The sequence below is a fragment of the Verrucomicrobium sp. BvORR106 genome, assembly GCF_000739655.1.
Classification (GTDB): Bacteria; Verrucomicrobiota; Verrucomicrobiia; order Verrucomicrobiales; family Verrucomicrobiaceae; genus Verrucomicrobium.
The window spans coordinates 46,877-72,290 of sequence record NZ_BATR01000016.1 but is presented as its reverse complement, the minus strand read 5'-3'; the positions used below and the strand labels follow the sequence as shown (position 1 = coordinate 72,290).

The following is a 25,414-nucleotide window of genomic DNA, read 5'->3' as shown; positions in this document are numbered from 1 at the left end:
CTGCGTCATCTCCATCCCGCCGATGAGTCCGGATTAGAAGACCAGGCTGCTTCGGCTCATGGCGGCTACTCGGAAGGACTGGACAGTCTGGACATCATTCCGTCTCCCGGCAGGGGCTGCGAGGCCTTCGATGAGTGTCGCTGGGAAAACCCGATTACTTCTTTCGTCGGGCGCTCTGCTTTCTGGCCCGGGCCGAAGGTGCGGGAGCTTCGTCCTCCCCTGGCAGCAGCAACTGCCACACCTCCAACTGGTGGGCTTTTGCCAGGCGTTCCAGAGTGGAAAGACGCAGGTCCAGTTTCCGCCCTGCTTCTACCGCCTGGTAGTACTTGTAAGAAATCCCTGACTTCTCGGAGAACTCCTCCTGCGTCCAGCCCCGGCCCAGGCGCAACTGCCTGAGCTTGGCCAGCAGACGCTGAATCGTGGAGCCCTCCATTCAACGCAAGCATAGGGCGCTGATTGTACCCTTTACACCTCACTAACGGTAGTGTATTGCGCGACACGTATGTGAACCGCCTTGCACTCTGCGATCCCACTCCAACATATGAAATCTACATTCCAGACATTCCTGCTACATGCCCTGCTTTTGTGCTCGGGGTCTCATGGTGCTGCTGTGGCGGCTCCACTCCCGGAACCCGCCACCGCCCTTGTCATTCTCTCGCGTTCCGGTACCACGGACCAGTACTCATCGGCTTTGGAGATCTCCAAAGTGGAGTTCGAATCTGCCGTGGCGCTGAAAGTGCTGCTGCCTGACGGTCAGTCTTCGAGTATCCCGAAGAACCAAGTTGGCCTCATCTATCGTTATGCTGACCCTATGGTGGTCCTCGCCGGCGCCGGTGACGTTAAGACCCTGTCGGCGAAGCGAGCAGAAGCGGTAGGCCTCGCAAACAGGTTTCCCCGGGCGAAGGTCTACATTGATCGAGTCATTGCCCAACTGGACAGTGACATTCAGAAGCTGTCCTCTGGTCAGGTTAGGTATCGTGGCGTGTGGCAGGCCGCCGCTACGGGTACCGTCCCCGACCGGAGTTCCAGGTCCATCACGGTCAATGGCGTCATTTATGTGAATCCACAGGTCAGCCGTCTTGACAATGGCGGGGTCATGCTCAAACACGATGGCGGAGTTGTACGCGTTAGCTTTTCTGAGGCGACCACAGATTTGCTGCGGCTCGTTCGGGCTAACACGGATCTGTTCGCCGGAATGGAGCCCCTTAAATCTCTGGCTCTTCACGACCGCAAGATTACCGGTGCAATTCTTGTTGGATTACAGGAGAACCGCATGACGGTGCTATGTGACGATGGAGTTCTCCTGCTGGACAGCGACGATCTCACGTCGACGCAAATTGCTGCTCTCACATCCAGCAATCGAACAATTAGTGCGAGAGCCACTGTGACTGCCCGCCCGACCCCCGAAGCCGTTCAGGGAAACCTGCTGCCATTGGGTCCAGGAACTGGAGATCGCGATCCGGAGTTGGGTTGGGCTTGTACCGCAGAAGAGAGAAAAGCGTGGGAACAGGCCGCCGTCGAATTGTTCTCGGAGCCACCTGGCATCAACGCCACCTTTCAGGACCTGATTTCAGGACGTCTGAAACCGGGGCCTGAGATCCCCGCACCTATTCCAAGATACGAGGAAATCACCCAGTTCATCAACAGCAAGATGGACGCAATGACTGTTGGCTACAGCAAGGTCAACAAACGGTTCGTGCTTCGCGGCCGGGTCGATCAATCCGAGGTGGTGTTGGCTGTCTTTGATGCAAAGGACCTAGGTACGCTGGTGACCGCCAAGACGTTCGAAGATGGAGTGTCGGTCGTTCTGGAGGGGCGTGATGGAAAGAATGCCTTTACGAGCTTTACCCAAGTTGATGGTGAAGGCTCCAATCCTGGCAAGCTCTGGAGAGATCAATCCGCTGAAGTATTGCTAAGGGTTCGCAACCCTGAAGATGCCCCGCGAGTTGCCAGGGCGTTCACCACGCTCATCTTCCTGGCCGGCGGGCGTGCTTCACAGTTCTAATTCCGCTCGTTCCCTCATTACTTGAAGCCAGCCATCTGCCTGGCGGATAGCTGGCTTCTTTGTTCTCACTATCAAACCATCATAGCCCCGTGCCGACACCCGTTGGCGCGGGGCTTTTCATTTCAATCCCACCCACTCAATCCAAACCCAAACCTTTAGACCCAATCATGAAATCATCCCTGCTATTGCTATTGAGCATCCTCTTGCTGGCATCCTGCGCCAAGCAACCCGCCGGGACGGTCATCCAGCCTGATGAACAGGCCCGACGTCGCGTCGTGGAACTCGAGCAGCAACTCCAGCTTCAGCGCAAGAACACCGACCGCTGGGAATTCTACACTGGATGCCTGGGTGTCGCCTGCCTGGTCTGCCTTGTTATCGGAACCTCCCTTGGAGCCAAGACCCGCCATGACGCCTGCCTTCAATCCCAACTGTGACGAGGACGACGATCCCTGGCAGGCTTCCGATCAATTGCCTGCCAGGGTTCCAGATCCATCCGAGAAGCTCACCTGGGTGCATCGCACGCGTGGGTTAATCACCACCACGTGGTCTCCACAACCGTTGCCTTCACCCCGGGTGGATCCTGAGCTCTCGCAGTTCTCCGGCGTGGAGCGTTCCGCCGAGGTCTTTCGCTACAACTTCCGTTTGGCGGAATACTGGCTGTCACCGGGCGGGTTCATGCGGCAGTGGATCAGGTTGAATGTCCGCATCGCCCTGGCGCTGCTGGTGCCTTCGGTCCTGGTCGTCCCGCTGGTCACCTACGCGTTGCAACAGTTCAGCGTGTGGACGGAACTCCTAACCACCACCACTTCCAAGATGGTGCTCTTCCCGCTGTCAGCCTTGCTGGTGGTGGGACTCGTCTGGGGTCTGGTCCATCTGGCCCGGTCCTTCCAAGGTCGCCCCCGGCACCGTCATCCCCATCAGTACTACGAGTGAGCCTCGTCGCTTGCTCGGACTCACCTCGCAAACCACGACGCGCATCAGAGCCGTCCGCCGCATCCCGGTGGACGGCTCTTGTGCTTTCAACCCACCTCAAACTCAAACCTCAGAACCGTTCATGGAAACCACTACCCTCTACTGCCGGCTAGGCCCTTCAGACAAAGTGTACAGTGTCAGCCTCAAACCCGAAGGTGACGGCCACGTCGTCCTCTTCGCCTACGGCCGTCGCAATGCCACGCTCAACACGGGGCGCAAGACGCCCCAACCCGTGCCCTACGATCAAGCCAAGGCCTGCTATGACGGACTCATCCGTGAAAAGCTGGCCAAGGGCTATCAGCACGGTGAACCCGGGACGGACTACCAGCCTTCACGGCCCGGCAGGACGTTCACCGGCATCCTGCCCCAGTTGCTCAATCCGGTCGATGCCGACGCCCTGTCCCATCTGCTGGATCATCCGGCATTCTGGATGCAGGAGAAGCACGACGGCCGGCGGCTCCTGCTTCGGCGGCGGTCCGATCTGGTCACCGGCATCAACCGCCTCGGCCTGGAAACATCCGTCCCGATGCCGATGGTAGAAGCGGCCCGGCGCAGTGTTCATGATTTCGTCGTCGATGGCGAAGCCGTGGGCAACTGCCTGTGCACCTTCGACCTGCTGGAGCTCGATGGCGAGGACTTGAGGGGGCTGCCTTATGGGCAGCGTTACCTCAAACTCATCCAGGTGCTTGCTCCGTTGAAAACCGCCAACCTTCACTTCGTGCAGACCGCGTTCCGGCCGCATGAAAAACACCGGATGCTTGAGGAGCTCAGGCAGCAGGGGAGGGAAGGGGTGGTGTTCAAGTCCTGTGATGCGCCGCACTCACCGGGCCGTCCTTTCTCGGGCGGACCGCAGCTCAAGCACAAGTTCTATGAAACGGCCTCCTTCATCGTGGGCCGCATCAATGAACAGCGCAGTGTGGGCCTGTTGCTCTTTGAGGGCGACCGGATCCGTCCAGCAGGCAATGTCACCATCCCTCCCAACCACGATCTGCCCGTCTCCGGTCAGGTGGTGGAGTGCCGCTACCTCTATGCGTTTCGCGAGAGTGGAGCCATCTACCAGCCGGTCTTCCTGGGTGTCCGCGAGGATGTGCTCTCAGCGGAGTGCATCACCAGACAGCTCAAATACAAAAGTGAACCCCTCGGTCAGGCCGCCTGACCACCCGTAAACCCAACCCGCCCTCATCCCGCGCCACGAGCCCCTCGCTTCCCTCCGGAGGCAGGGGCTCGTGGCGTTTTGGGAGGGCTCATTCAGCCCCAACCCATTTTGAAAGGACTTCATCATGACCCCCATCTCTCTGCCTATGGCAGAACTCAAGCCAGCCCTCACCGGGCTGGGCAAGATCATTCACCGGCAGGCCACTTTGCCAGTCCTTCAGTGCCTGCGCATCGAACGCACTGTCGACGGATGGGTGTGCCTGACGGCCACCGATCTGGAGCGCTACGCGACCGTCCGGCTGGAACAACCTGCTGAGGGCGACCCTTGTACACTGCTCGTTCACTTTGACGATCTGGTGCGCGTTGCCAAAGCCTGTGCCCGGCAAGAGAGCATCGGCATTGAGCAAACCTCGTCCAAGTGCGTGAGCGCAAGCTTTGCCCTCGTGGGCAAGATCGGTATGAACAAGCTCCGGTCTCTTCCCGTGGCCGAGTATCCCGACCTGCCCAGAATCACCGGCGAACCTGTTCCTTTACCTGGACCGTTCCGCACCGCGCTGAAGGAGGCGATGGATTGCACCAGCAAGGACCACACCCGGCCAGTGCTGGAGGGCGTCTGCATCGATGTCAGCGTGCCTGATGCCCACTATGTGGTGGGAACGGACGGGAAGCACCTGTACAGCGGCAACTCACTCCAGCTGGCGTTGCCCCAGTCTCTGGTTTTGCCCCGGCACAAGTTTCTGGCGTGGCGTGACTTTCAATCAGATGGCGAGTGGTGGCTCACCAGGGGCGTTCACAACGGTCTGGACCATGTGCAGATCAGTTCCCGCCGCTGGCGGTTCATCACCCGGGTCATCGATCATCCGTACCCCTCCTGGCGGCAGGTGATTCCCGGCGACAAACGGTTCATGACGGCCATCCGATTTGATCCCCTGAAGCTTGATGGCGTCCTCCAAATGCTGGAGCAGATGGAAGAGCAGGAGGATGAATTCCGCACCGTTGGCATCGAATGGCGTGGCGGCAAGGTCCAGTTCCTTCACCATCCTAGCAGCGCCGGCAAAGCCTGGGATGAGGTGGCCGTGCCAGGTGCATCGGGGGAGGGGGTGGAAGTCACGGTCTTCTGCAACCGGCTCCTGCTGCTCAAGGCCCTCAAGTTCGGGCTGCTTGAGCTCGACCTTATTGATGAACTCAGCCCCCTGCGGTTCCGCGAGGGCGGGCGTCGCCTCATCGTCATGCCCGTCCGGGTCAGGACCACGTCCGACCCCGAACCCGGGCCGGTCCCTGTCCCCGTCAATGCCCCAGCGCCACGTCATTTGCCCCCGATCAAAGCCACCCATCCGCATTCAGCCCCCGACATGAACCCCTCCCTCAATTCAACCCCTCTGGCAGATCCCCGATCTCAGCCACCTGCCGAACCGGGCTCACCCCGGCTGGAGGAAGTTCTGGAGTCACTGGATCAGCTGAGGGGTTCCTGCACCAAGAGTCTGTCCCAGATCAAGGACCTCACCGGCAAGCTCCGACTCATCCAGCGGGATCAGCGCTCCTCCCAGCGAGGCCTGCAGACGGTGCGGCACACCTTGCGGTCTCTCCAGGGGATCAGGTTCTAGTCGTCATTCCCACCAGTTCGAAACCATCAACGTGCCAGGCTCACCTTCTCGGGGGGCCTGGCCGCTTTGTTTTCGGACAGCTCTCACCACGTAGCAAACCACCTATCAGCACCCCCATCAGAAATCCCAACCTTCAAACCAAGTATCACGATGAACCAACTCATTGAACCACCGCGCGTGCGTCGCATGCCCAACCTCATGCTCCATTGTGGAGCCCATACCGTCGACATGGAAGACGTCGCCGGCGTCACCACTCCCCGTACTACTTCCACCTGGACGCCCATCCCGCATGCCCAGCTCATCCAGACTGTGCAGCGGGCCCTGGGTGCGGCAGGCTTGCGCATCGGCACCCAGGCTCACAGCCTTAGTCACGAAGGTCAGCGCTACTTTGGTCTCATGGAGATCAACGGCGGCCGGACCAACGAAGACTACTGCTGGGTCCTGGGCCTGCGCAACAGCCACGACAAAACGTTCCCCGCCGGCATTGTCGCTGGAGCCAGCGTTTTTGTTTGCGATAATTTGTCGTTTTCAGGCGAGGTGAAGTTCGCCCGCAAACACACCCGCTACATTGTGCGGGATCTGCCTCTGCTCACTGGGAGGTCCATCGGTCAGTTGATGTCCAAGTGGACGCACCAGGACCGACGGATTGCGGCCTACAAGGAAGCCAGTCTCGACGATGTCACGGCTCACGATCTCATCATCCGCGCCACGGATGTCGGCGTGTGCAGCAACCGGCTCATCCCGTCTGTCCTGGGTGAGTGGCGGGAACCGCGACACGAAGCGTTCCAGCCGCGAAATGCCTGGAGCCTGTTCAATGCGTTCACCGAGTCGCTCAAAGAAGGGAGCCTGGCAGAGCTGCCCAAGCGGACGGAGGCGTTGCACGGGTTGATGGACAGCCAGGTTGGGCTTGGGCTCAACTAGGCTGTTCAGGGGAAAAGTTCTGCTGAAACAGCGGGCCTTTTCTTTAGCTGTTGAGTCGCCACAATGTAAGAGACGATTGAGAGCGCTTGCATCTCTATTGGTGTACATTTGAACATAATTCCCTGCCAGTGGCGACTATAAATTGCTTCGTCTTATGCTGCTGGGTTCAGCCAGTGTGCCCTCGAGAGAACCGGAGGCTTGCAGGATCCGGCTGAGAAAGTCCGGCCACCTTTTTGTTTGGCTGAACTGAACCGAGTCAAGCTTATGCGAGTGTAGGCTCCCATATTTCAAGTGGTCAATTTCGCTGTTGATGCCACTATGAGGAGTCGATTTTGCTTCCAAATTGTGATGGCCAATAGAGAAAGTTTCCACCATGCTACCTACCAATCCATCATTCCGCTACTCGGGACACGAGACCTTCGCCTGTCGGTACGCCTGGCTCCCGAAAGTGGTGCAGGCACTGGGGAAAGATGAAGGGCTTTTCAAAGACGAAGATTCAGCCATGGTATCGCTGGGGGTGGGGAAGAATATGGTTCGATCCGCCAAATTTTGGGCGGAGTCTGCTCAAATCATTGTGGAGTCTCCCGCCGGTCACTTGGTGACACCCTTTGGGCAGCAAGTTCTCGGTTACGATGGGCACGACCCTTATCTAGAGAAAATCCAGACGCTGTGGCTTCTGCACTGGAAGATTTCGACTTCGCAAGAAAGGCCTCTGTTCCACTGGTATCAGATGCTGAACTTTTGGCACCGCGCCGAATTCGCGGAGTCGGAAGCAGTTGGTTTCCTTGAACGCGAACTTCCCAATGACAATAGGGGTCAGAAATCTCGACGTACGCTGGGCGACGGTCTTCGCGTGTTCATCAACTCCTATGTGAATTCGAGAGGGCGCAAGGGAGAGGTGGCTGAAGACAACCTTGACTGTCCTCTGGTCGAGCTGGGTCTGATTCGAATCGCAGGCGAGCGAAAGAGTTCAGATGGGAGCCGTGAAACGCTGTATTCGTTCCATGTGGACTCCAAATCTGAGATCACACCGGAGCTATTTGCGTATTGTGTCCATGACTACTGGCTAAACAGCCCAAGCCGTCAGAGTGATGAATCCTTGAGTTTTAAAGCAATTTCCACCGAGGCAGGCAGTCCAGGACAAGTCTTCAAACTGCCCGAGGCAGCGTTGTCAGCACTTCTGGACACGCTTTCTCTGACCACAGCGGGGGCTCTGTCTTTCGAAGAGTCTCATTCGATGCAGCGCATTTGGCGCACCAATGACCTTCGTCCCGACGACTTGATCCAGAATATCTACGACCCTTCCTGATTCCATTTTTTATATGAGCTTTACGAGCATTCAGGATCTGCTAAAGATCAATTCGCGCTTTCTCCGCTCCGTCAATTTGGAGAGGGACTTCGATGACGCCCAATCGCTGGATGGCTATATCGTAACGGAAGAAACCTCCCGCAACTTGCGCCGGCTGGGAGAAGGGTTCAGACAGCAGTCAGGGCAACGAGCGTGGCGCATCACAGGAGACTTCGGTTCAGGGAAATCAAGCTTCGCTCTAGCCCTCGCTAATCTGGTGGGGCGAAGCCGCAAAGAGCTCCCTGTGGAAATACGCAGTCTGAGAGAGCAACTCAATCTCTCCCGCAATTTCAAAGAGCCACTGACTGTGCTTGTCACCGGTTCGCGAGAGCCCCTTGCCGTGGCCATCTTGCGAGGGATTCAGACGTCGCTCAATCGCACCATCGATGGTAGGAAGAAGCTTTCAGCCAGAGACAAAATCGCGGCTGCCATCGCGTCTGGTCATGTTGCAGACTCTCAAGCTGTCTCGCTGGTGGAGCAGATCTCAAGAGAGCTTGTCTCCAAGGAACTGGCTGGCGGCGTCATTCTCATTGTCGATGAGTTGGGCAAGTTTCTTGAGTACGCGGCTTTGAATCCGGAAAAGCAAGACGTCTATTTCCTGCAACAAATTGCGGAATGCGCTTCTCGGAGCGGTCCTAATCCCATTCATCTTGTGGGGCTGCTGCATCAGGGTTTCACCGACTATGCCGAGAAGCTCTCGGGTACCGCCCAGTTGGAGTGGGCGAAGGTTTCGGAGCGATTTGAAGAGATCAGTTTCTCTCAGCCCTTAGGGCAAGTGGTCACTTTAATAGCTGCGGCGCTCGCTCTGGATTCGGAGAGTGAGCATCTCAGAGGATGGAAAAAACGTTCGAGGGAACTGATGACCGAAGTTCTCGATCTGGGAATGTATGGTCCCACGGCTGCGAGGACGGCGTTGATTCAGGCTGCCTCGGCCTTGTATCCCCTTCATCCGGCCGTCATTCCCGTACTTTCTCGTTTCTTTCGCCGGTTCGGACAGAATGAGCGCTCCCTCTTTAGCTTCCTGCTGTCCTCGGAACCTTACGCACTCCAGGATTTTGCCACGCGTGAGGCCTCTCCTAACGTTGTCTATCGCTTGGCGGACTTTTACGACTTTGCGGCAAATAATTTTAGTCAACGGTTGAGCGGACAGAGCTTTCGCAGCCATTGGAATCATATTGATGCACGTATCCGGAGTGCCGAGAACGAGCCACTGGAGATTCAGCAATTGCTCAAGACAGTTGGCATCTTGAATGTGATCGCTGCGGCGGAGCTATGTCCCACGGAAGCCATCGTCAATGTAGCACTTGGTCAACCAGGGGGAACTACGACTCGTCTCAGGGACTTGGTTAAGCGTGGCATTTTGTTCAACCGGGGCAAGGCAGGTTATTCCCTCTGGCCCCACGCGAGTGTAAACCTTGAACAGCGCATTGAAGAGGCGAGGGAGAAGTTGACGCATGCTTCCCCCATTGCGACGGTCGCGAGAGAAAAACTGGACGCCTGTCCTATTGTTGCCCGTCGGCACTACATCCTCACGGGCAATCTGCGGTACTTTGATGTTCGCTTCGTCACGGCTACCGAGTTCACCGCTGAAGCAAGTGGGATCCGGGCAGTCTATCCAGCCTCCGGAATTGTCATCGTAGTGCTTTGCGAATCGGAAACCGAACGCCAGGCTTCGATTTTGTGGGGCGCGAAAGCGGTCCATAGCGCTGAGCAATTGGTCGCCATCAGCGCACCACTGGATGCCCTCACGAGCAGCGCCCTGGAGTTGGAGCGTTGGGAATGGGTGGAGCGAAACACTCCCGAACTGAAGGATGATCGATTTGCTGCAGAGGAAGTCTCCCGGCAAATTGCCGCTAGCAGGCAGTTGCTCGATGCTGGTCTCCAACAGTTGGTCGGTTTCCGGAATGAGGCTGATGCCAGTTCGGAGACCCCTGGAGTCGCTTGGTATTATGCCGGCCAAGCCGATCCGTCGATCGGGCGCACGGTCAGGCTGCAGTCGTTCCTTTCCGACCTTTGCGATAGACTCTACGATAAAGCACCTTCGGTTCGCAATGAACTGATCAACCGTCACGTCCTTAGCTCCGCGGCAGCATCTGCCCGCCAGAAGCTTTTCAAGGCGATGCTGGAGGATGCGGCGGAGCCCAAATTGAGTCTGCCAGAAGACAAGGCTCCCCCGGAAAAGTCAATCTACTTGTCCGTTCTGGAAGCAGGCAGGCTTCATCGTGAAACCGATGGCATATGGGGCATTGTGTTCCCAAAAGCCGGCAGGACTGGGGATCCTCTGCAATTTCGGCCTGCGCTGGATGCGGTAATGACTCGTTTGGAAAAGGTTCCAGACCAACGCGTGCCGGTCAGTGAGCTCTACGAACTGCTGCGGTCCAGTCCTTACGGTGTGCGCGACGGTCTCATCCCGATTCTGCTCCTGGTAGTTTTCATCGTTCACGAGACGGAGATTGCCGTGTATGAAGACGATGTGTTTCAGCCGGAGATCGAAGAGTATCTCATGATGCGCCTGGTCAAGGCTCCAGAAACGTTCGAATTCCAGCTCTGCCGGATTACCGGCTTACGAAAGACGCTGATCACGGAATTAGCCTCGACCATTGAATCGAAAGAATCGGACAAGTCCCGTCTTCTATCAGTGGTGCGCCCTCTCTACAGTTTTGTTGCAGGGCTTCCTGACTATGTACGAAACACTGACCAGCTCTCTATCGAGACTCTTGCTCTGCGAAAAGCCATTGAGGCGGCTAGGGAGCCTGCGCAATTGATCTTCCGTGACATTCCCAAAGCATTTGGCATTGATCTGGATGCAAAGGAAAAGGTCGACACCGAGTCCTTGGCAAAAAAAATCGGGCTATCCATTGCGGAGCTTCGCCAAAGTTTTGAAGGCCTGCAGAAGCGCATGGCGGAGCTCATCTTGGACGCTTTCCAAGCGAAGGGTCCTCTTGAAGCGTGGCGTTCAGCCATCGCGGGCACAGCGGAGACCCTGCTAGTTGGCCTGGGCGACCCCGATTTCCGGGCGTTCTGTTTGAAGCTTGGTGATGCCGAGCTGGATGAGCCTGAATGGTTGGAATCACTCGGCAGCTTGCTCACGCGCCGCCCACCTAGCCGGTGGAATGACCGCGATGAAGTGGTCTTCCGAGAGCGCATTTATGCCTTTGCAGACCAGTTCAACCGGGTGTTATCCACTTGTTTCCTGAAGGATGGCTCTCTCCCTGAGACAGCGATCCGCCTTGCAGTGACCCCGCGCAGCGGAGTGGAGAAACACCTCGTGTTTTGTCTGACATCAGATCAATCCCGCGAAATGGAGAACCTTCTGTTGGAACTCCGCAAACACATTCCCAAAGACAAATCGCAAATTTCGCTTGCGGCTCTGTCGCGCCTGTTGTGGGATAACCTGTCTAAAGAAAAATGATTCCGCTCACGGTCAAATTCAGCAACGACCTTCCTGTGCGCCACGTCCTTAACGTGTCCGGAGGCAAGGACAGCTCGGCGCTGGCCCTCCTGATGGCCGGTAGAGTCAAGGGGTTGGAGCAATTTCGGCATGACGGTATGGAGTATGTCTTCTGTGACACCCAGAAGGAACTGCCTGAAACCTATGAGTACCTTGCCAGGCTGGAGGCTGAGTTGGGTAAGAAGATCATTCGCCTGAATGCCAAGGCGGGATTTGACCACTGGCACAAGGTCTTCGGGGGTTACCTGCCCTCACCCCAGAATCGCTGGTGCACGAAGATGCTCAAGCTGAAACCGTTTGAGGCTCACGTTGGCAACGACAACGTCGTTAGCTATGTCGGGCTGCGGGCTGATGAGGATCGTGTGGGTTATATTAGCAAGAAGCCAAACATCAAAACTCGCTATCCACTCAAAGAGGCGGGAATCGACTATGATGGTGTCGTCCGCATCTTGGAGGATAGCGGTCTGGGCCTACCTACATTTATGAAGTGGGGGCGCACCAACTCTGGCTGCACTTTTTGCTTTTTCCAGGCTCCCTATGAATGGGTGAAGCTCTTGGAGACGTATCCTGAATACTTTGAAGAAGCTATGAAGTACGAAACCATTGATCCCAATGATCCTAATAAGCGCTTTACCTGGATGGAGGGTGCTCCCTTGAGTTCACTCTTGGATCGAAAGGAGCGGGATCGGGTGCTCTCGGCCGGGATCAGAGAGGCCGCCCCGAAGTCTGACGGGAAGTTATTATCTGTGTTTAGCGGAAAGTCGACCACGCCCACCGAAGCTTGTTTAATGTGCCAAAAATAGGGTATGGCTAAGCATGATCTAACAAATCGTGAAATTTCCTCCGGACGGAATTACCTTCGTCGATTTTGTCTTTGGGAAAAACAGTTCATGGCGTTCAATCCTACCGTAAAGCTTGATTGGAAATCTATTCAGGCAAAGAAACAGAACAAAGGCCAACTTCCCAACGCCCAGGGAGTCTACGCGTTTGTTGTCCGCCCTGATAACGTGAATATTGCGTGGTGTGGATATATCCTTTACGTCGGTAAGACCGAAGCGCAGAGCTTTCAGACACGCTTCCAACAATATTTTGATGAAGTGAACGCATCCAAGCCAAGATTTTGGGTCGGAGAGATGTTAAAGCTTTGGGAGAACAATCTTTACTATTACTTTGCTGCGTTGTCGGAAAAAGATGCAGGAAAGGCAGAGGACGAACTGCTGGAAGCTCTGATGCCTCCGAACAATGAGAGGTTTCCAGGAAAGTTAGGAAAACTGAAAAAAGAAATCTATAGATGAGTGTTTCTAACTTTTCGTCGCCACTGCTACTCCCTTGCTTACGTGGTCAGGTTGAAGATTGGGTGTACTACGTTACTTTAATGCAGTTCAGGCAAATCGCCGATAGATTCAAACCCGCAGAGGAAATACACAAAAATAAGACGTTAAACGAGTTGTTGCAACGGGCGCTGACCGGTAGATCCACGGAAATTAGCGACTATATCCGAAATCAGAAGCAACATTTTTTTAACGCAGTTATCGCAGGGATATACGAAGGGGAGCCCAGATGGATTGAAATCGATTTGGATTCGACAGAACGTTCGCGCTACTCTGAGCCAACTGATTTTGTGAGGAATTCAGTGGGTGTCCTTGAATTGACCGGACAGGAGAAAATTTTTGCAATCGATGGTCAGCATAGAGTCGAGGGAATCAAAGTGGCTCTTCAGAAGGACTCCTTGCACGACAAAGAAGAGTGTGCAGTTATTTTTGTTGCGCATAACGGCAGTTCATCAGGAATTGAGCGGACTCGTCGACTCTTTTCTACTCTCAATAGATATGCTAAGCCTGTGAAGCTCGGAGAGATTATCGCACTCGATGAGGACGACTCTATTGCGATTGTAACTCGTTGGCTCCTGTACCATGATCCTTACCTGAGTCGGAACGAAGTCATTGCTGCGTCCAAAACCAAGAATTTGGCTGTAACTGACAAGAAATCTTTCACAAGTATTCAGGCGCTTTATGATTTTATCGAGCGGGTCTTGCTGGGAGGACGTGGATGGAAGACTAAACAAATGGCATCCTTCAAGATGCTCAGGAAACCTAAAATTGAATTAGATTCGATGTGTAAGGAAATGTCGCAAGTTTTCCAGTTGCTTGCCTTTTCCTTTTCCGAGCTGAAGCAATATTTTAAAGCGCCAGCTGATGCTGGTCCATACCGTGGAGGATTCACGGGAGGATCGCTCATATTTAGGCCTGTTGGAGTGTCAGTACTAGGTGACTGTCTTGCGTACTGCAAGATAAATTCCATCGACTTGAAGGTCGCAGTTCCAGCATTGGCAAAGATCGACAGAACCTTACAGATGTCTCCATGGGCTGGGCTACTATTTGACGCCTCAAATCTCAAGATGCGGCGGGTTACAAAAACCGACCTTACTTGTGCCACATTGATGTGGCTTAAGTTGGCTGGGCTGCTGAAAGCTGGCGACAATGGCAAGCTTGAGCAAGCATTTATGAATGCGCACGAGGTTGATGCAAAAACCGCTGCGGCCAGAATTAAAGCAGGTGGATGATGAGCTTCTCGATGTTCGATAAACTTATAAGCTTAGAGTCGGAAGTTGAGGTCCTTCTCGCGATAGAAACTGATCGCACGATAACCTGGGCTCCCCTAGGAGGGAACGAGAATAATATTGGAGTCATCGAAAATCAGCAATCGTCTCCAATTGCGGCCCTGGTAGAGAAACTCACGAACTCAATCGACGCTATCTTGATGAGGCGTTGCTTGGAGTCGGGAATCAATCCCAAGTCCGAGGTTGCTCCTAATTCTATGCATGAAGCGGTTGGGAGGTTCTTTAGCCCAGAGAATAAAAATTGGCATCTCCAGGCAATCCGCCGCAAGCAGTCTCATGCGATACAAATATTAGCTGCCGGTTCGCGACCCAGACCCTGTCTCACGATCTACGACGACGGGGAGGGGCAGCATCCTGAAGATTTTGAGCGCACATTTCTTTCTCTCCTCAGAGGCAACAAGAACGAAATACCGTTTGTGCAAGGCAAGTACAATATGGGCGGTACTGGTGCCATCGTCTTCTGTGGAGAGCATCGTTACCAACTTATTGGTTCAAAGCGCTTTGACGGATCTGGCGAGTTTGGCTTCACCTTGGTGCGCAAGCATCCCATGACAGCAGAGGAGAAGCAGACGAAGAAGAATACGTGGTATGAGTACCTGAAGATCGATGGCAAGATTCCGAGCTTCCCCATTACGGAGTTGGATATAGGACTGGCAGGGCGCAAGTTCACTACCGGGACCATCATCAAGCTATTTGACTACCAGCTTCCGTCGGGCACTCGAGGGGCTCTTCCTCAGGAGATTCGGCGGGCATTGAATCAGTACCTGTTTGAGCCAGCGTTACCAATCTTTCTCAAGGATAGTCCTGAGAGGTATCCGAACAACAAGGTTTTGGAAGGTGATACTTTCGGACTCAAGAGACGGCTTGATGGCGAAGAGAATCAGTACATTCAGGAGCACTTCACTGAGGAGTTCTCACACAAAGACACCGGAACCATCAAGGCCACCTGCTACATTTTCAAAGCTAAAGTCGAAGGTAAAACTGCCAAGGATACCAAGGAAGCCATTGAAACGGAGTTCTTTCACGATGGCATGTCCGTTCTGTTCTCTCTAAATGGTCAGGTCCATGGTCACATCGGTACACAATTCATTTCCACGACGCTGAAGATGCCGTTGCTGAAGAATCACCTGTTGATTCATGTGGACTGTACTGGGCTGGAGTTCGACTTCCGGACAGAGCTCTTCATGGCTTCTCGGGATAGGTTGAAGTCCGGAGATAAGACTCAAGAACTGCGGAACATGGTAAGGGATCTGCTGATCAAGGGTAGGTTGTCTGAAGTTTACAAGCAGCGGAAGAATACCTTCGATGTAGGGAGTGGAGATGCGAAGGACTTGCTGAGGTCCTTCTCAAAGAATTTGCCCTTCAATAAGGACCTGATGCAGCTGCTGACCCAAACTTTCAAAATCGAAAAGCAGGACGAAGAGAAGAAGAAGCCCGAAAAGCCCGAAAAACCAAAAGAGGCTAAAGTAAAAGCGCCCTTTCACCCGAAGCGATACCCCTCATTCTTCAAACTTAAGTCTGGGAACGGGGACAAGTTTATCTCTATTCCAGATGGAGAGGACCGAACCATTCAGTTCTCAACGGATGTCGAGGACTCCTATTTTGACCGCGGTGATGACCCGGGCGATCTCAAGGTTTCGATTCTCCAGCGCCGCACCAACAGTACCGAAGGTGGCACTCAGGCAGGTGAGGTGGATACCCCTGAGCAATTGTTAGACATTAGCAAATCCAGCCCGAAAGAAGGAACGATCCGAATTGGTCTGGGGGCGACCGGTGAAGTGAAAGTTGGCGAGGAGATCGAGATTCTAGCCACATTGGGAGGGCCGGAAGACCACGAATGTCGATTTTGGGTCAAGATCGTAGACCCTGTTGAGAAGCCTAAAGACGTAAAGAAAGTCGAAGACGAGGCTGAGCCGCCAATGGGATTGCCTGATTATCAGATGGTCTTCGAAACGCCTCCGGCAGATGCACCGGATGCATTGACCTGGTCGAAACTGGAAGAATCAGGACTTGAGATGGGCTGGGGGATTCCGATGCACCCTATGGTGGACGGTGAGGGTAACCTCGAAAAGGTCCTAATCAATATGGATAGCAAGGTTCTGCGAAATTACCTCAGCCGACTGGGCAACATAACGGTGGAACAGAAAAAGCTCGCGGAGAACAAGTACATCTCATCTGTTTACTTCCACACTATCTTCCTCTTCACCATCACAAAGAACAAGAAGTATGAGATCAAGCAGGGAGAGAAGCCCATCGATTTGCAGGACTACCTTCGAGACGTATTCTCAAGTTATTACTCCGAGTTCCTTCTGAACTTTGGCATGGAAGATCTCATCGCCTCACTAGGGGACTAGGCGTTTAGCGTTGCGTAAATCTCCACAGCGTCGACCAAGCGTTGCACCTCCTCATTCGTCGAGGCTGGACCAAGGCTGATGCGAATGGATTCGCTGGCACGTTCGTAGGAGTCTGTCATGGCGAGGATGACATGAGAGGGCGCCAAGGCGCTTTCCAGGCAAGCCGAGCCAGAGGACACTGCGATGCCTTGGGCGTCGAGGTAGGTGACCAAGGCATCGCTATCCATGCCGGGGAAGTACAGGTTGGAGGTGTTGGGCAGCCGAAGTACTGTCACTCCATGGGCTTCTGCCTCCGGGAAGCGTTGGGCGACCCGAACTTCCAGTTGATCTCGCAGTTTAGCCACTCTTTCCCACCGCGTGCGGCCCTGAAGCTTCGACTGCTCAGCGGCAGCTCCTAACGCCACGATATGAGCAACGTTCTCGGTGCCGCCCCGATGACCTTGTTCCTGTTTGCCTCCGTGGAGGAGTGGCATGAATCGCTCGGGGTCGGCGACAATGAGTGCACCGATGCCCTTGGGGGCACCGAACTTGTGTCCACTGAGGGAGAGGTAGTTGGCGCCGCATGTCGCAAACTGTACCGGCACCTTGCCGACTGCCTGCACAGCGTCCGTGTGGAATGGTACTCCCGCTTCGACGCAGACTTTAGTAAACTCGCTGATGGGCCACATAACGCCCGTCTCATTGTTCGCCCACATCAGGGACACTAGGGCGGTGTCATCGCGGAGGGCATTGCGGAGCGCGTCCATAGGGAGGCTTCCATCAATGCCTACGGGAAGGCGAGTGACCTCGACGCCGTGATGCTGCTCCAAGTAATCGCAGTAGGCCAATACAGCAGAATGCTCAACGGAGGACGTGATCAGATGGCGTTTTGAGGGCTGCCGCAGCAGCGCCGAATGAATAGCGGTGTTGTTAGCTTCAGTGGCCCCGCTGGTGAAGATGACCTGTTGCGCCTCTGCTCCTAGGTACTCCGCAACGCTGTGACGAGCGGCTTCCACCGCACGCCTAGCTTCCCTTCCTGTAGCATGGATACTTGATGGATTGCCGCAGTGATGGAGCCAGGGCAGCATCGCATCAATCGCCTCAGGAAATGGGAGGGTTGTGGCGTTGTGGTCGAGGTAGATCACAGTGCACTCTAAGATCACTTTAGGAGCTTGCCATCCGATTCTGTGAGATTGGAGTCCGGTTGCTTTAGTGCAAGCAGGTCGACCAGTCGACCGATCAGTCACTCCTCGGGTCTGCCTTGTGCCACGCGACCGGTAACGGTAGGTGAACAAGTGGTTTATGTACCTAGAGCAGAGAACTTCCGCATTATTGTGGCAGCCTCGGCTTCAGGATCGGCCTTTAGCGCTTTGAAAAGCTCGAAGGCTTCTACCAAATCTACGCGTCGTTCACCAAGTTCAATCCGCGCCACCATTCCATGCTCGCGGCCCAAGGCTACAGCCAGGTCTCGCTGCGTCATGCCAGCCTTTTCCCTCAAACTGCGGATGTGATCGCAGAAGATCTTCGAGAGGGTGCTGTGGACGGCTTTTCGCACGCTGTGATTTTGAGAGTAAATGCGCTTGCCTCCAAAATGAGAGCAAGTATCCTGATCTTGAGTTTTACTTCAGGACTATGAAACCCCTCCATCTCCTCCTACTTCTTTTGGCTCTTGGTATTTCCACAGGGCTACTCGTCGCCCGGGTGCCGTCCGAGCCTCCCGTCACCGCTCAGAACCCGGTCCCAGCCTGGGAATGTCGATTCTGCGGCTATTCCACCACGGCCTACTTTCAACCCAAATGCCCGAAGTGCGGCATCGGCATGTCCCGGAAGTTCTGACTTCAGCCCTTATCGATTCCGCCGGTTCTCGCTCTAGTACCTAAATCCCTCACTTCGATGAAAGCCCTCCTGACTGCCCTTTGCGTCGCGGTTTCACTTCTCGGGGCCGCTCCTGTCGCCGTTGCCGACGAGACCCTCCTGTTTTCCGGGACTTGCCGGAATGTCACCCATGGCCTTGATGGACTGCTGAAGCTCTTCATCTTCGAAAAGGCTGACGGCTCGCTACAGGGGTACATGTCCATCAGCGGATGGCTGGTGGGAAGCGGCCCCATCGCCGGCAAGAAAGATGGGAACCGTTACCAGTTCACAACCCGGGATGTCCACTGGGGGCTGTCCATCAACTGGGACGGGACTCAGCGCAATGGGAAGCTGTCCGGAGAGTACTATGCCTCACCCAATGCCAATCTGGGCACCGGCAAGCAGGTAGGGGAGTGGACCGTGACCCTCCAGGACTCGACCAATGACTCGGCAACTCTCACGGAGCAGGCATTCAAGAACCGCTTCTTGCTCATGGTGGAAGCCGATCTCAACGCGGAGGTGCAGCTTGCAGACGGTTCCACTCAGACGGGAGCCCAGGCTCTCTTCTCGTCAGTCCACCCCATTGGGACGGGCGTGAGTGTCTCGGTCAATGATGTCTCTATCGAGTGGAAGGACGGGGCGTCCAAGACTTCTGCGGCGGACATTCACCGCTACACCGTAGACTACACCCTCTATTGGCATGGGATCATCCAGGCCAACGGTCACACCAAACTCAGGCTGACCTACAACAACGCTTTGCAGGCCGTGACGGCCCATGAAGTGATCGAAACGACCGGTACCACGAAGTCGGAAGTAGGGGAGATCGCCTTTGGTATCGGCGTCCTGCTCGGCAAGGCAGCGGTTGAGTCGATGTTGAACTCGAAGTGAGCCGCCCCTCCTGCCAACTCGTTCTTCTGATTCATGTCGGGCAACACTCTCAACTCAAACGGCCAGGCTAGTCTGGGATGTCTCGCGACCGGACTCGCATTCGTGTTGGTCTGGCTTCCTGGGGCAATCCTGTTCTATGCCACCGTGAGCTCCGAAGCGGTCATGTGGTGGTTCATCGGCCGATTCCAGGGTGTGATGGCCCTCGCTGTGGGAGTGGCGGTGGTGCTTGGCTACTTTTGGGGACTGGTAGGGGTTTTCAAGATCGTTAAAGCCGGGCTGCGAGCGGTGCTGGGAGGTGAGATGAAATGAGTTCCACCGCGAAGAGTGCTAAGTGAGAGCCGCACATTTGCGCTGTTACCCTAGCTAGTTTGTCCGGCGTTGTTTGTCAGGCAAGGCGACCAGATGCCAACGACAGGCCGCGCATTTTTGGCTAGAGACTTGCATTTTGCGAGCGCAGTTAGTGTTGAAAATAGGCCCAAGTGTGCCCGCTTCACCCTTCATACTGAACGAGTTATGATGCGATTTGTGCTAGCGTTCTGACGTGAGATTAGAAGTTTAACTTGTTGGTGTTGAGTGGTTTACATGTGAAATCTGCACACGAAGTATGCTCGCTGGTGACTGATATTGGGAAAGAGAGTTTGAGGGGTCCATGTGTCATAGGTCCAAGCTTGGGAGGAAGTGCAAAAACGGCTGCGGGGGCAGGTTCCGGGAATACACCACCCGTAAGTGCAACATGATCTGCCGGACTGTCGGTGCCATGGTGGTCACCCAGTGCTCCGGCATCACTTGTTGCCACTGCTCTGCCGCCACATTGAGTTGGCTGCTTGATGACCCGCCCAACGGTGTAAACCGCGCACACTCCGCCCGGGGGCGCAATCAGTTTACCAATCTCGCACACCGGGCTCTCCCTGGGGGCTGTCCATCAATTGGGACGGAGCCCTGCGAAATGGAAGGCACTCTGGCGAATGCTTCACTTTTCCCAATGCCGAGCTGGATGCGTTTGCTGTGTCCCGCCGAAGATCGCGAGCTTCTTCGGGCACTCAATGTGAGAGGTGAGATTGATCGAACCACTGCTGGCTACTGGGTGTCATTAGTCGCAAAGGTATGGAAACCTCACAACTCCAACTACGATGGCTGTGACGAACGAAAAATTGCTGATGGCCTGCCTCCTGGTGACGGCAAGCTGGGTACAAGCTGCAGACGGCAGGCGTGAGGTATCTGTGCCCATGCCGCTAGACGCGGGATCGTATGCATCTGTCGCAAAGAGTGCCGGAATGATGGTGTTTGTCGAAGCATACAAGACAGAGGCGAGTCCGCTCTTCTTGAGTGAGGACACCATTCGGCTGGGGTATCTCTTGGAGTTGCTTGCAACGAGAGCCAAGATCGATGTTCCCATTGCGGTGGACATAGCATTGCGCGGTGCACGAGTTGACGCTGATCAGAAGTCGGGTGTCCTGACCATTATTCAGTCTTTCCCCATTACGTTTACGAAGGGGGGCGCTATGGAGCAGTCGATTGCAGTGCCTGAATTCCGGGGGAAATTCAAAGAACTCAATGCTTTATTGAAAAGAAAAGGTGTCGACATCGGGATCGTCCTGGAGAGGAGTGCTGAACACATCGCCATCGGCGAAAGTGCCATCAACATCACAGGTTTCACTGGTACGGCTAAAGAGCTTCTTCGGGACTGCTTGCGACAGGCAAATGGCATCCTTGGCTGCATTTGTGTGAGTACTATTGAGGGGCGTAAAGTCGAAGTATTTCCGATTCTCGGCAGTTCAGTGAGAAAACTCTAGTCGGCAATGGCTGGGTGGCCTGGACGATTTGACTCAAGTTGAATGCGGAGCTGCATGTAGTGAAAATATGTTTCTACCTTAGTCCTGAAGCGTGCGTCGCAAGTTCCTTTCGATAGGCTGGCCGTCAGACGTGGGTACGCAAGGATATGACAGAGTTGAAAAAAGTTGTGGAGGCTTGCCGTGAACTCGAGGTGTTAGCACACTCTAAGCAGAGTGGGTAGTGGCTCTGAACAAAGCGAGTAGTGAAGTGACTGATTTTGACGATGAAAAATTAAACTGAAGAGGCATTTTTGTCTTTATTGTTTAAAAGTTTGCTGGCACTATCCAACCGAAATTGCTTTTCCATCCGACCGATAATGCGAGTTGAATCTGAGCTCGATTTTGGATCGGAATTTGAGGGAAATATAGCATCCGCGAAGGTCGCGGTTGAGCTTAACACGGTTGGAAGCTAGAAAATTCACCCCCGTCAATTTTATGCAGGATGACAGTTCAAGCACATCAGGAAATGATGTCTTAATAGAAGGGCCGAGGCGTATTGGCATTACAACGGATTCGAAAAATCGTGAAGTAGAATGGAAAGCTACCTTCACTCCAGCTTCGGGGGTGACCAATGCGGCTCCCGGTATTCCGGTGGGCAGTACTCGAGCGGAAATCGTGGCCGGTTCAATCCAGAAGAATCCCGCCACAGGCGTGATGACTTTCAAAATAAAAGGCAAATCCAAAAGTATCGGTGAAGATGACGTTACAGTTAAGATCGTCACTCCACCGGGATGGCCGCCGGCGCAACGCACCCTAACGGTGACGTTGCCAAAGAAAGTTGGCTCACCAAGGCCAGTTACTACCTACCAGCCCGTGGCAGGAGCCGTGGCGAAAAACCTGTCTTTGAACGCGGGGACGGTGCCAGGCGATCCCGATACACCAGTGGGCAAATGGAACATGGTGAGCGCTGTCTCTGGAACTCTGAGTGTTCAAATTATGGATCATTTGGACAAGCCGTTGGAGGGGTATGATGGAGAGACTGTTTACGAAACGAAGGGCAATGCGACAGGGTGGAGTCCATTTTACTCTTTGAATGTTCAGATCGCCAATAAGGGGATCTACACCGATTCAGTAGGCATTCGGTACTTCACCAGGCCAGCAGGGACGCCAAATCCGACCACCGTCGAACAAGACGCAATCGATTGGACAAATGCTGCTACTACTGGCCCCAACAGCGCCACTGTAGAAAGCAAGTCCATCGGGCTTCTGCCAAGCAATGATCAAGATTTGAAAGCTCTGATTGATCCTGCCAGCGATCGAGGAATTGACGGGGGATCGCGGAGCCAGATCATCGAGGGCGGAGTTCTAAAATATGTCTGGCCATGAATACTTACAGTTTTTCTCGTTTTATTCTGTGCATGGTGACGGCTGTCACTGTGGTTAGAGGCCAAGAGATTGCTCTTGAGAATGTTTCGTCTGCCTATGAGACGATTGCAAAAAAGTCCCGGTACCAAATAGTGGTCGAGACATCACTAGAAGCCAATTCTGAAAATGCCCGGGTATCGGCGGATACGGACAGGCTTCGATTCCTTGCGGAGCTTTGCAGCGGAAACAATACGCCACCCAATGTGGTTGCCGCCTTGTCAGGCGCAATCAAATTGGGAACAGTGTCCGAATACATAAAGGATGAAACCATTGTGATCGTCGACAGGGCACCTGGTTCGTTAAAGGGAGATCTTCCGTTTGATCAGATTGTGGATCTGCCAAAGTTCAGCGGGACAATGAAGCAACTCTGTGTCGAACTGAAAAAGCAGAATGTAGACCTTTCTGCTGGATTTGGAGAGCTTGGCAGCAATGACAGGGCACTCTACCCAGATGAGCATCACTTGGATCTTCCTCCTTTCAAGGGCACGCTCAGAGATTTGCTGATCAAGTGCTCGCGGACTGGTGCCAAAACTTATGGATATTACGCACTGTACTTCCCTAAGAACAAGAGCATAGCAGTAAACTGGATAGTGCCTAGCACGCGTGTGGCGCCTGATGCCGCCAAATGAGTGAGGAATTTCGAGGAGAAAGCAAGTTCTCCAAGATCGCCAAAAGGAAGAAAGTTCACATGATGCCAATTGGTGCTTAGAGAATATGGTTCATCTCACTCACCATTTTGAGCGCATCTGCGTTCTCAACCTTAGGGACCGGCCGGATCGGAGACAGCGTCTGAAGACTCATTTGGAGTCATATGGCGTACGAGAAAGCGAAGTTGAGTGGGCGCGGGCTTATTCGGGACATGCAGTGCCACATCCTTCATGGTGGAATGCAGGAAAAGGAGCATGGGGATGCTTTTTGTCCCATTCCCGCGTCCTGGCAGAGGCACTCGAAGACGAAGTGGACAGTGTGCTTATCTTGGAGGATGACGTGGTTTTCCGTGACGATATAGTTGAGTTGCTTGAGGCATTCATGAGACAGCTTCCCGATGACTGGGGACAGCTATACCTTGGCGGGCAACACTGGCGCGAACCCAAGCCAGTTGCCAGTTGCCCGTTTGTGCACAAGGCGACTGGAGTATATCGAACGCATGCGTACGCAGTCCACCGTCGTGCCATGAAGGAAGTGTTTGAGCATATTTGGAATGTGGACGACTATCGTGACGGCCGCAGCGGGTGGCATATCGACCATCAATTCGGACTGGGGCACTCCCGTGAATTGTGGCAGGCCTACTCGCCAATCTATTGGCTTGCGGGCCAGGAGGCCGAATGGAGCAACATTAGTGGTGCGACAAATCCTAGACTTTGGTGGCATCCTGTCTCTTGGGCGAAGCGTTTGCCATTCATCTGGATCTCAAGCGCCTGCCCTGTTGATCTGGAATTTGCGGAGCAACCAATTCTTGTCGGTGATCTTGGCCAGGTATGCGCTGCGAGCGTGGATGCCGGCGAAGATGACATAAGCCAGAGGCTGACGAAGATTGCGAAACTTGCGTTGTCGCAAGAAAAGCTGCCAGCACTACGCTGGAACAGCATCTCATGTGCTCAGCTCGCTAAACGCTGGAGCGGCCCTGTCATCGAGTGGAGTCCTCAAAGCATCAAAGCAACGTGGCAGTCTGCCTACCAAGGTATAGTGGCGGAGATGAGGGAGGCCGCAAGGTTGAGGCCGACGTCATTCCCCGTTAGATCTGGTGCAATGCAGCGTGATAAAGAGGGGCTTCTCCGCGCTGAAAGGATCTGATGACGCAGGGGGTGCAGTTTCAAACAGGAGTAGTTGCCGCGACAGTATCTATAGGGTTCATCGGAGATAACGTATGGAGGAAGCGGTGGAAATTCTCGAAGCTGATACGGAATGGGGCAGTGTCGGAAGAGGTGGGAGTCTCGGATATCGATGCTCAATTTCTCACAATCGTATTGTATGTCCGGGCACGGTCGATGAGGCGTGGACAATATCCGCCCATGCCAACTCGAGGCTTGTCATCGAGTTGAAGGTGGCTGCTACGATTCGAGGCTTCATGTCGGGTACCAGCACTTGGGAGCCTGGCAACCCTACGCTGTTCGCTCTTAATCATGGGACCCTTGGAGTTCTTTATGGGCCAATGGAATGCACTTCGGAGCTGCTCTTGCCCCCTGGAAGATATGTACTTCAGTGCCTCATCCGCAAACAACCTCACAGCAGGCATTCAGCCTGGGAAATCAAACCACAAGCGCGCGTGCCAGGCCCCAAACTGGGAATTCTCACGGTTGGCAGATACCCTTTGGTAGACCTGCCATGGAAACTGAAGAACTTCACGAGGTCCGCATTTCGTTGCAATCTGATTCCAACAGTACTTGGGGCAGGAAAAAAGCCGCAAAGCTGGGTCCATGACAAGATCATCGACGTGCTGGAAGTACTCGACAGCCTGGAAAAGACAGTGACTCATGTTTTGTTTTCTGACGGCAGTGACAGCGTGCTGCTGAACGGTGAAGATCATCTTCTTGCTGAATTTGAGAAGTTGCGCACGCCATTTGCAATCTCGATGGAGAGAGGCTGCTGGCCTGTGCATGATCCGGAATGGAGAGAAAGTTTTCCAGACGTTCTGGACAACAGGCGCTGGCCCAATGCGGGTGGGTGGATGGGTACCTGTGAGGGTGTGCGGGCTGTCTTGACAGAATGCATGATCCTCTATGAGCAAGCCACCCGTGGAGGTTTGCAGGGGAGGTTGAGCAAGTGGCAGCAGCATGCGGCCTATGCGCATGATGACCAATGGATCTTCCAGCTTGCCTATCAGAACAAGAGGGTCCCAATCATGGGGGACATAGAGCAAAGGATCTTCACGAATGTGGGTACTGCCTCCAGGCTCCTGAGCGGGAATCCCGACTATGAGTTTGAAGCCGGCAAGTTGAGATCCATCGCCAGCGATTCGTATCCATCCGTGATTCACTTCAGTGGAGGAGCCTGGCGAGACTGTCAGGACCAGTGGATGGCAAAGCTCGGACTAGTCTAAAACAATCAAGCACAATGCATCTGTAC

23 protein-coding genes are annotated in these 25,414 nt (G+C 54.4%); 20 read left to right on the top strand and 3 right to left on the bottom strand.

The genetic code is table 11. The annotated features are described in order from the left end of the window. Window positions 1-154: 154 nt before the first annotated feature. Complete coding sequence (locus BV106_RS02820) at window positions 155-433, bottom strand: helix-turn-helix transcriptional regulator (protein ID WP_051944863.1); 279 nt, start codon at window positions 431-433, stop codon at window positions 155-157. A 108-nt stretch (window positions 434-541) separates the two neighbouring features. Between BV106_RS02820 and BV106_RS02815 the strand changes: the two genes are divergently transcribed. From BV106_RS02815 to BV106_RS02760, 12 genes are all read left to right on the top strand, one after another. Further along, window positions 542-2,005 (top strand): hypothetical protein, encoded by a 1,464-nt coding sequence (locus BV106_RS02815; RefSeq protein WP_038160145.1) that lies wholly within the window; start codon window positions 542-544, stop codon window positions 2,003-2,005. Between the two features lie 167 nt (window positions 2,006-2,172). After that, window positions 2,173-2,439, top strand: a complete 267-nt coding sequence (locus tag BV106_RS38050) for a hypothetical protein (protein WP_265595278.1) — start codon at window positions 2,173-2,175, stop codon at window positions 2,437-2,439. After that, entirely contained in the window at window positions 2,411-2,938 is a 528-nt protein-coding gene (locus BV106_RS02805) for a hypothetical protein (RefSeq protein ID WP_038160139.1), read from the top strand. The genes BV106_RS38050 and BV106_RS02805 overlap by 29 nt, the downstream gene beginning before the upstream one ends. A gap of 121 nt (window positions 2,939-3,059) precedes the next feature. Then, on the top strand, window positions 3,060-4,133 hold the full coding sequence (locus BV106_RS02800) for a hypothetical protein (protein WP_038160136.1): 1,074 nt from the start codon (window positions 3,060-3,062) through the stop codon (window positions 4,131-4,133). 124 nt (window positions 4,134-4,257) lie between these two features. Then, the gene (locus BV106_RS02795) at window positions 4,258-5,736 is read left to right on the top strand and encodes a hypothetical protein (protein WP_038160133.1); all 1,479 of its coding nucleotides are present in this window, start codon (window positions 4,258-4,260) and stop codon (window positions 5,734-5,736) included. Between the two features lie 150 nt (window positions 5,737-5,886). After that, window positions 5,887-6,657 (top strand): DUF932 domain-containing protein, encoded by a 771-nt coding sequence (locus tag BV106_RS02790; protein ID WP_265595277.1) that lies wholly within the window; start codon window positions 5,887-5,889, stop codon window positions 6,655-6,657. Between the two features lie 373 nt (window positions 6,658-7,030). After that, window positions 7,031-7,966, top strand: coding sequence for a DUF4007 family protein (locus BV106_RS02785; RefSeq protein WP_038160130.1), 936 nt, complete (start codon window positions 7,031-7,033; stop codon window positions 7,964-7,966). A gap of 13 nt (window positions 7,967-7,979) precedes the next feature. Further along, window positions 7,980-11,417 carry a hypothetical protein gene (locus tag BV106_RS02780; protein ID WP_038160123.1) on the top strand — a complete coding sequence of 1,146 codons (3,438 nt, stop codon included), beginning with the start codon at window positions 7,980-7,982 and terminating at the stop codon, window positions 11,415-11,417. Beyond that, complete coding sequence (locus BV106_RS02775; RefSeq protein ID WP_038160120.1) at window positions 11,414-12,259, top strand: phosphoadenosine phosphosulfate reductase family protein; 846 nt, start codon at window positions 11,414-11,416, stop codon at window positions 12,257-12,259. Before BV106_RS02780 ends, BV106_RS02775 begins: the two co-directional genes overlap by 4 nt. Window positions 12,260-12,346: 87 nt before the next feature. Next, entirely contained in the window at window positions 12,347-12,751 is a 405-nt protein-coding gene (locus BV106_RS02770; protein ID WP_038160117.1) for a hypothetical protein, read from the top strand. After that, window positions 12,748-14,019 (top strand): DGQHR domain-containing protein, encoded by a 1,272-nt coding sequence (locus BV106_RS02765; RefSeq protein ID WP_081891479.1) that lies wholly within the window; start codon window positions 12,748-12,750, stop codon window positions 14,017-14,019. The genes BV106_RS02770 and BV106_RS02765 overlap by 4 nt, the downstream gene beginning before the upstream one ends. 254 nt (window positions 14,020-14,273) lie before the next feature. Beyond that, window positions 14,274-16,430: a hypothetical protein gene (locus BV106_RS02760; protein ID WP_038160215.1), complete on the top strand. Its 2,157-nt coding sequence runs from the start codon at window positions 14,274-14,276 to the stop codon at window positions 16,428-16,430. On the opposite strand, the gene BV106_RS02755 is transcribed toward BV106_RS02760, so the two are convergent. Together BV106_RS02755 and BV106_RS39215 are read right to left on the bottom strand one after the other, a co-directional pair. After that, window positions 16,427-17,554, bottom strand: coding sequence for a cysteine desulfurase family protein (locus tag BV106_RS02755; RefSeq protein WP_038160212.1), 1,128 nt, complete (start codon window positions 17,552-17,554; stop codon window positions 16,427-16,429). The two genes, BV106_RS02760 and BV106_RS02755, sit on opposite strands and share 4 nt — an antisense overlap. A gap of 155 nt (window positions 17,555-17,709) precedes the next feature. Next, window positions 17,710-17,964: a helix-turn-helix transcriptional regulator gene (locus tag BV106_RS39215; protein WP_051944860.1), complete on the bottom strand. Its 255-nt coding sequence runs from the start codon at window positions 17,962-17,964 to the stop codon at window positions 17,710-17,712. Between the two features lie 77 nt (window positions 17,965-18,041). Here BV106_RS39215 and BV106_RS38045 point away from each other — a divergent pair, with 77 nt between their 5' ends. The 8 genes from BV106_RS38045 to BV106_RS38030 all read left to right on the top strand — a co-directional run bounded on the left by BV106_RS38045 (window position 18,042) and on the right by BV106_RS38030 (window position 25,388). Then, window positions 18,042-18,245, top strand: coding sequence for a hypothetical protein (locus BV106_RS38045; protein WP_265595276.1), 204 nt, complete (start codon window positions 18,042-18,044; stop codon window positions 18,243-18,245). A 57-nt stretch (window positions 18,246-18,302) separates the two neighbouring features. After that, window positions 18,303-19,151 carry a hypothetical protein gene (locus tag BV106_RS02745; RefSeq protein ID WP_038160112.1) on the top strand — a complete coding sequence of 283 codons (849 nt, stop codon included), beginning with the start codon at window positions 18,303-18,305 and terminating at the stop codon, window positions 19,149-19,151. A gap of 33 nt (window positions 19,152-19,184) precedes the next feature. Then, window positions 19,185-19,460 (top strand): hypothetical protein, encoded by a 276-nt coding sequence (locus BV106_RS02740; RefSeq protein ID WP_038160110.1) that lies wholly within the window; start codon window positions 19,185-19,187, stop codon window positions 19,458-19,460. Window positions 19,461-20,281: 821 nt separating this feature from the next. Further along, on the top strand, window positions 20,282-20,944 hold the full coding sequence (locus BV106_RS02735) for a hypothetical protein (protein WP_038160108.1): 663 nt from the start codon (window positions 20,282-20,284) through the stop codon (window positions 20,942-20,944). A 474-nt stretch (window positions 20,945-21,418) separates the two neighbouring features. Then, window positions 21,419-22,309 carry a hypothetical protein gene (locus tag BV106_RS38040; RefSeq protein WP_265595275.1) on the top strand — a complete coding sequence of 297 codons (891 nt, stop codon included), beginning with the start codon at window positions 21,419-21,421 and terminating at the stop codon, window positions 22,307-22,309. Continuing rightward, window positions 22,306-22,977 (top strand): hypothetical protein, encoded by a 672-nt coding sequence (locus tag BV106_RS02725; RefSeq protein WP_265595274.1) that lies wholly within the window; start codon window positions 22,306-22,308, stop codon window positions 22,975-22,977. Before BV106_RS38040 ends, BV106_RS02725 begins: the two co-directional genes overlap by 4 nt. A 544-nt stretch (window positions 22,978-23,521) precedes the next feature. Then, entirely contained in the window at window positions 23,522-24,142 is a 621-nt protein-coding gene (locus tag BV106_RS38035) for a hypothetical protein (RefSeq protein ID WP_265595273.1), read from the top strand. 73 nt (window positions 24,143-24,215) lie between these two features. After that, a complete protein-coding gene (locus tag BV106_RS38030; RefSeq protein WP_265595272.1) occupies window positions 24,216-25,388 on the top strand; it encodes a glycosyltransferase domain-containing protein in 1,173 nt (390 codons plus the stop codon). Window positions 25,389-25,414 lie beyond the last annotated feature (26 nt).